A 6,743-nucleotide genomic window follows, 5' to 3' on the forward strand; every position below is an offset into this window, starting at 1 on the left:
TTATGTACCTTTTTTCTTTTTTACGTTTTTTTTTAAAAGAATTATTGTATCGTCTTTCCCTCCCGTTTCTCATTAATCTTCATTTCACGTGATATATGTTCATAAAGACTCATTTCATATTGTCTGTTCGTCTTTATCCCCGGTTTTGTGTGCCGTAATGGAAGATCCCCCGTCTGTCAGGACCCGGCAGGAATAACGAATATCGTCTTTCCTCGAGCGGGTATCGCCTTTGCCGCAAAAAAGAGACCGTTTCAGGCGGGCTTCATCAAGCCTTATTACAAGACTATGACAGACATTCTGTCGAAAAATATACCCCACATGTCAAAAAGCCGTCCCGATACATCACATTTTTCTCTATTATATATATTACTTTATAACAGGTAGCCTGTCAAGAAATGAAAAAGAACAGCCTGACCTTTTACCCGTGATATACCGGAAGGCTTTACCCGCATCCCAGACATATTCGTGGTGTGCCCGGGAAAGCGGGACTCAATCGGCCTAAAGAAAAAAAACAAATACGCCGTCATTTATAATGAATGAAACTTTCTCACATCGTTCTTATCATCTATCTTGGTCTCATTATCGGTTCGCTCCTTATTTTTTTTCTGGGCGATGAAGGATGGTATCAATATAAGGTACTCCTTAACCATGAGGAGAAACTGAAAAAAAACCTGGAACATCTCAAACAGACCCATAGCGATCTTTCCCGGCAACTCGAGGCACTCAGAACCAGCCCCGAAGTCATACGCCTTCTGGCAAGGGAACTGGGGTATTACCGGCCTGATGAGACCGTCATTAATATCAACGGAAGCAGACCCACACATAATTTTTATGAAGTGGGGAAACTGCTCAAACGCATTCCGTCTTCAAAAAACCGCAATCTGATCCTGCGGATTATCGGGATTGCACTGAGTACCTTATGTGTGTTACTCTTTGTGCTTCTGAAAAAGAGGAAGCGTCATGATTATAAAAGAGGGTGATCCGCAATGTTTTTCCGTTATCGTTCGTACTTTACGGAAAGGGAACCCGATCATTCTTCTCTGCGACACGATGTATGGACTCGTCGGAACGGCCCCGGATACGGAGGAAAAGCTATGTGCGATCAAAGGCAGGGCAAAGGGTAAACCCTTTCTTGAACTCATCCCCGACATCCGGTGGACTAAAATATATTCCGACATTATCATCCCCCCCTCGCTCGCCCGCTTGTGGCCGGGACCCCTGACCATTATCCTTCCGAGAAGGGATTCGGGAACCGTCGGTCTCAGGGTTCCCGGCGGTATTTTTCTAAGACGGATTATCGAAGGCTGCGGCAAACCGCTTTTTTCAACAAGTGTCAACAGGGAGGGGGAAGCCCCGCTTACGGATATCGACCGTATTATCGACGTGTTTCATGATGATGTCGAGCTTATCGTGGATTCGGGAAATGCCGAAAAGAATATCCCTTCGACCATACTGGATATTTCGAGAAAACCCTTCAGGATTGTGAGACAGGGCGTCATGACAATCGCCCCTGATGTGCTTCGCGATGAGTGAACGCATTAAAATTTGTTTCGAAATTTACAGAAAACGCGCCCTCTTCATCCAATGTGTGCGGGAGTATTTCCTCGCGAACGGTTATCTGGAAGTGGAAACACCGGTTATATCGCCGTTTCTGCTGCCCGAGCCCTCGATCGAGGTGTTCCGGACGGATTATATCGATCCGGATGAAAGACGCTTTCCATGTTATCTCATTCCGTCGCCCGAACTCTGGATGAAACGTCTCGTTGCAGCCGGAAGCGGGAATATTTTTCAGATAACAAAATGTTTCCGTAATATCGAGTCCGTGGGGATTCAGCATAATCCGGAGTTCAGCATGTGCGAGTGGTATACGGTAAACGCCGACTATCTGGATTCCATGGTCTGCATCGAAGCATTGCTGGCGTACATCAATAAAAGACTTCCAGAAATACCGTCCGGGATACTCGATGTCCCTCCGCGCCGCATGTCGGTGAAAGAGGCGTTCGAACGCTTCTGTAATATGGATCTCGACTCATTTATCGGGACGGATATTGAAGGCAAGCGGGAAGCGGCCGGCCGGACCGGTATCATCCTTTCTGAAGACGATACTGAAGAACAGCTCTTCAACAAACTATTTCTCACGTTTGTGGAACCGAACCTCCCGGCGGCTTCACCGCTTATTCTCTACGATTACCCTCACTGCGTTCCCGTGTTTGCCAAAAAAAAGGCCGGGACCCGATATTATGAACGGTGGGAACTTTATATGGGGGGAATGGAGATTGCGAATTGTTTTTCAGAAGAAACCGATATGAAGCGTATACGATCGTTTATCCGGAGTGAAACGGAAAGGAAAAAAAAGTGCCGTATTCTTCATGCCGTTGACGTCGATCTGCCCGCACATTTCAGAAAGGATGTTCCCCCTTTTTCGGGTGTCGCATTAGGACTTGACAGACTTTTCATGGTATTATTTAATAGGAACTCTATCGGGGATGTAATGTTTTTCCCTTTCTCTCAATTTAATGAAATAAATCGAATGGAAGAAGAAGAGGAGTGATATGATCAAAGCGGGCAATCTGTCAAAGGGGATGTTTATCCTTGCCAAGGACGAGCCACATTATGTTGCGGAACGGGAGTTCGTCAACCCGGGAAAGGGGTCGGCGTTTGTTCGTCTCAAGCTGAAAAATTTAAAAACCGGTGCCGTGATAAAACAGACCATTAAATCACAGGAAATGGTCGAAGATGTCGAGGTGTCGATGCGTGATGCGCAATACCTGTACTCGGACAGTGACAACTACCATTTTATGGATACGGAGACCTATGAACAAAACACCATACCGGTGCCGAATATCGAGGAAAAAAAATATTTTCTCAAGGAGGGCGATTCATACCAGCTGGTATTGTGGGAAAATAATCCAATCGATGTCGTTATCCCTTATAAAATGGAGTTTGCCGTCATCGAGGCGCATGAAGGTCTCAGAGGAGATACCGTTTCCGGCGCCACAAAGGTGGTGACCCTGGAAACGGGGCTGAAAGTAAAAGTACCACTTTTTATCAAGCAGGATGATAAAATCATCATCAACACGGAAACGCAGGAGTATGTGGAGCGCGCGAAATAAATGCCGGACGTAAGCCGTCCGCGCCTCCGGAATCCGGGACGGAAGCGATTTCCTGTTTTTTCAGCCGTCCACTTGACAATTTTTTTCCCGATATAGTAATATGATCGGGAATGAGGGCGATTAGCTCAGCTGGGAGAGCGTCTGGTTTACACCCAGAAGGTCGTAGGTTCAAGCCCTGCATCGCCCATTATAACCTGTTATAAAACAGGTACTTGGAAGCCGGCTATTGACAGCCGGCTTTTTTTATGCCATAATAGTGGTCTTGGTATTCAATTTGTCATCAAAATGTCATCAAAATAGCGGGAAATCATGGCCGGAATCAAAAAAGAACCAAAACTTATAAAAAGAACCAATCGTGAAGGCTGGCATTTCTATTATTATGATAAAGCCGGTGTAAGGAAACTTGTTTCTACAGGTGAAACTGTCCGCCATAAAGCCGAGGCAATGAAAAGAGAATTCCTTGCCAGCCTGGAAAAAGAAAAAATATCGATTCGACTCCGGGATTATGCCGCCCATTTCTTCACTGCCGAATGCCCGCACCGGCGCCGGCTCCGCGATGAAGGAAAAAGCGTAACAGCCCGACATAACAAGAACCAACGGATATGGCTTGAGAACTATATCAAAAAAGATCCGATTTCGAATATCTTCCTGAATGATCTCACCAGGGCGGACGTCATTGATTTCCGGTCCAGGTTAAAGAACAAACTCGGGGAAAAGATGAATACCCTCAACAAAGTCATGGAGACATTGAAGGTCATTACGAACGAAGCCCTCATCAGAGAAGATATGGATCGGGACCCGTTCAAAGGGATAGGCCCGACAAAGTACGAGAAGATACAGGCCGGTATATTCACGATGGAAGAGTTGAACACTCTTTTCGTCAAGAATCCTCCCTGGCAGGATATTTTCGATTACACGGCTTTCCTGATCGCAGCCACCCTCGGCCGGAGAAGGGGAGAGATACTTGCCTTGAGGTGGCAACACGTGGACCTCGATGAAGATAAAAAAGGATGGATGGGGGTGATACATATTCATGAAGCATGGAAGGGTGGGGAAGAATACGGTGGAACGAAAACGGGGGTGAAACTCGACATTCCTCTTCCCCGGATCACGGCCGCGGCGATAGCAAAATTGAAAGAGGAAGCATTGAATAAGAACCCGGATATGTTTTTATTTGGATATCCCGAAGGCAAAGCCTTTGGTGAAACATGGTGGCGGAAGCGATTTCTAAAGGCCATGGATAAAGCCGAGATCGATGTTGAATCGCGGCATCTGAAACCGCATTCATTCAGGCATACTCTCAACACGATACTCCGGGAGAGAATCAAAGACCCGGCGCTTGTCCGGGCGTATTTGGGCTGGACGAATGAACGGACGCAGGACGGGTATACGCACTTTCAAATAGAGCACCTGCAGAAAGAAGCGGAGGCTGTGGACGGGTTGTTTGGGTGATTAGCGTTATTCTGGTAAAGATATTGAATTTACTTCTTGGGGTATAATTGATGTAATACAAGGACTTGTGAAATATGCAAAATCATATAATTAGTGTGAAGATTGAACTCCTGATTATAGGCTTAATAATACAGTTTTTTTATTCGATAAATTTAATAAATATGAACTATTTAGATTTAGATCAACTAAATGAAGGATTGCCTACTCTTACATCAAATTGGGGCAGGTTCCTATCTGAAGCTGCTTTATTTTGCCTTACTCAAAATCAGCATACTAATAATGTTGATTTACATATTTTAGATCGACAAGATCAAATTTATAAAATAAGGTGGGGATTTACTCTTGATGATCGGGCTTCTTCAAGCTATGCTGATCACTCTGAAGCTACCGAGTATGGTGCTACTTGTATAGCTATTTTATTGGTAATAAATATAACAGATAATAAAACTATTGAAAGAGCCGTAAAAGGCAATGGATTTGATTATTGGGTTGGAAATGTAGATGATAACCAAAATTTACTTTTTCAAAGAAAAGCCCGGTTAGAAATATCTGGAATAATGAAAGGCAATGAATCAAATGTGAAATCCAGAACTAAAGAAAAAATAAATCAAACTGATATTTCAGATAATATGAAGATACCAGCATATATTTCTGTTATTGAATTTAGTAAACCAATGGCAAGCTTTGTAGAAAAATGAAAGAGTCAAACGATTTACATCAACAAGCTATGATACTCGCAGAGAAAGCCTTCTTTTTAAAATTTGAGAATAAAATAAAGGAAGCTATTGAATTTTTTAAACAAGCCTATGAATTAGAAAAAAAAGCAGCCTTATTGTTAAATGTTACAGACTTAAATGAACCGACTCGATCAGTATTATTTCGGAGTGCAGCCTCTTTAGCTATAAATGCCAGAAAATATCGTGAAGCAGAAATTATGGTTTCTTATGGTTTAATCGGAAATCCTCCATACGATGTTGCAGAAGAATTAAGAAATTTATTAGAACAATTAAATATGGAAAGACATTTGGACATAAAAGGAATAATTCTTCGGGATGATGAAATCCAATTATCTCTTGCCGGGCCGGAAATTGGTTTCGGTATGGTAAAAAGTGACGAATTTCTAAAGCGAATAGATATAATTGAAAAATTAGCATATAGAATAGCTGAAAGGAGAGAAAGATTACCGTTTAGGGAACAGGGGCGTGTACCCAAACATATTAAAAATAATGTTGAACCATATTTCTCAATACCAAGGGCTGCGAGTTTTGCAGTTACAATACGTTTTGGTCAAGAAGCGAAGAATTATTTGCTGTTTGATGATGAAATCACGGCTAAAAGTATGATTGAAGAATTAACTGATAATATTGAACTTGTAAATAATAGCCAAGAAGAGCAGTTAAAAAATATTATCAAGCAGGAAGATTATTTTAACAATTTTATTGCATTAACAAAAAAACTATCACCTGATTCAAAAAATATAAATTTGGTTGGAATAACATCAAGGAAAGGTAATAAGGAAAAAAGAGTTGCATTTATAAGACCCGGAAAAGATATTAAGATTCCAAAGCATAAAGAAATGGATGAATCAATCGCTCAAAAGATCGAGATAATCGGAATAATAAAATATGCAAGTGCCTTTGTTAATCGAGTTGAATTAACTGACGAGGACGGTAATAAATATAAAGTAATTATTCCAAAAGGTATGATGAGTGATATTGTCAAACCCTATTGGGAAGAAAAGGTAAAAATATTTGGAAATATCATTGCTGATAAAATATATTTCGATGATATTGAGAAGGTATAAACAAAGCAGAATACAGAGGATAACCCCATCCCTCACTAATAATATAGACATTATTAATAATCAATTCCCCCAAAAAGACGGGCACTGGGCAGTGGACCCGCCTTCCCAGGGTATGCAAAAGAAGGCGAGACGCTTTGCGGGATAGAATTGTGAAGAGTCAATTCCTTCCTCGCCTTCTTGAAGGAATAAAAAAGGGCGGCTCAAAGGGTGACTTTGACAAAATAAAGCACGTGGTGGGCTATATTGTGCAGAAAACTATCAAAACCCCGAACCGCCCGGGACGCTCGATGTCCAGGGTAATCATATTCCCCAGTCAGGGTAATCTGAATTCCCACCCCCTTCAGAACAAGAAAATCATGCACCAAAAAAAATAA

The 6,743-nt window shown here is 42.3% G+C and carries 8 protein-coding genes and 1 tRNA gene; 8 read left to right on the top strand and 1 reads right to left on the bottom strand.

Annotation, left to right across the window (positions count from 1 at the left end; all coding sequences use genetic code 11):
• Positions 1 to 114: 114 nt before the first annotated feature.
• Positions 115 to 318: a hypothetical protein gene (locus JW881_11670; protein MBN1698164.1), complete on the bottom strand. Its 204-nt coding sequence runs from the start codon at positions 316 to 318 to the stop codon at positions 115 to 117.
• Positions 319 to 536: 218 nt separating this feature from the next.
• On the opposite strand from JW881_11670, the gene JW881_11675 reads away from it, so the two are divergent.
• The 8 genes from JW881_11675 (at position 537) to JW881_11710 (ending at position 6,369) form a co-directional block, all read left to right on the top strand.
• Complete coding sequence (locus JW881_11675) at positions 537 to 980, top strand: septum formation initiator family protein (protein ID MBN1698165.1); 444 nt, start codon at positions 537 to 539, stop codon at positions 978 to 980.
• Positions 961 to 1,533: an L-threonylcarbamoyladenylate synthase gene (locus JW881_11680; protein ID MBN1698166.1), complete on the top strand. Its 573-nt coding sequence runs from the start codon at positions 961 to 963 to the stop codon at positions 1,531 to 1,533. Before JW881_11675 ends, JW881_11680 begins: the two co-directional genes overlap by 20 nt.
• Complete coding sequence (locus JW881_11685) at positions 1,526 to 2,551, top strand: elongation factor P--(R)-beta-lysine ligase (protein MBN1698167.1); 1,026 nt, start codon at positions 1,526 to 1,528, stop codon at positions 2,549 to 2,551. The genes JW881_11680 and JW881_11685 overlap by 8 nt, the downstream gene beginning before the upstream one ends.
• Position 2,552: 1 nt before the next feature.
• Positions 2,553 to 3,113, top strand: coding sequence for an elongation factor P (gene efp / locus JW881_11690; GenBank protein MBN1698168.1), 561 nt, complete (start codon positions 2,553 to 2,555; stop codon positions 3,111 to 3,113).
• Positions 3,114 to 3,227: 114 nt separating this feature from the next.
• Positions 3,228 to 3,300 (top strand) — tRNA-Val (locus JW881_11695).
• A gap of 122 nt (positions 3,301 to 3,422) precedes the next feature.
• Positions 3,423 to 4,565 (top strand): site-specific integrase, encoded by a 1,143-nt coding sequence (locus JW881_11700; GenBank protein ID MBN1698169.1) that lies wholly within the window; start codon positions 3,423 to 3,425, stop codon positions 4,563 to 4,565.
• Between the two features lie 74 nt (positions 4,566 to 4,639).
• Positions 4,640 to 5,263, top strand: a complete 624-nt coding sequence (locus JW881_11705) for a hypothetical protein (protein MBN1698170.1) — start codon at positions 4,640 to 4,642, stop codon at positions 5,261 to 5,263.
• Entirely contained in the window at positions 5,260 to 6,369 is a 1,110-nt protein-coding gene (locus JW881_11710; protein ID MBN1698171.1) for a hypothetical protein, read from the top strand. Before JW881_11705 ends, JW881_11710 begins: the two co-directional genes overlap by 4 nt.
• Positions 6,370 to 6,743: the final 374 nt, after the last annotated feature.

This window comes from Spirochaetales bacterium, from assembly GCA_016930085.1.
Lineage (GTDB): Bacteria > Spirochaetota > Spirochaetia > SZUA-6 > JAFGRV01 > JAFGHO01.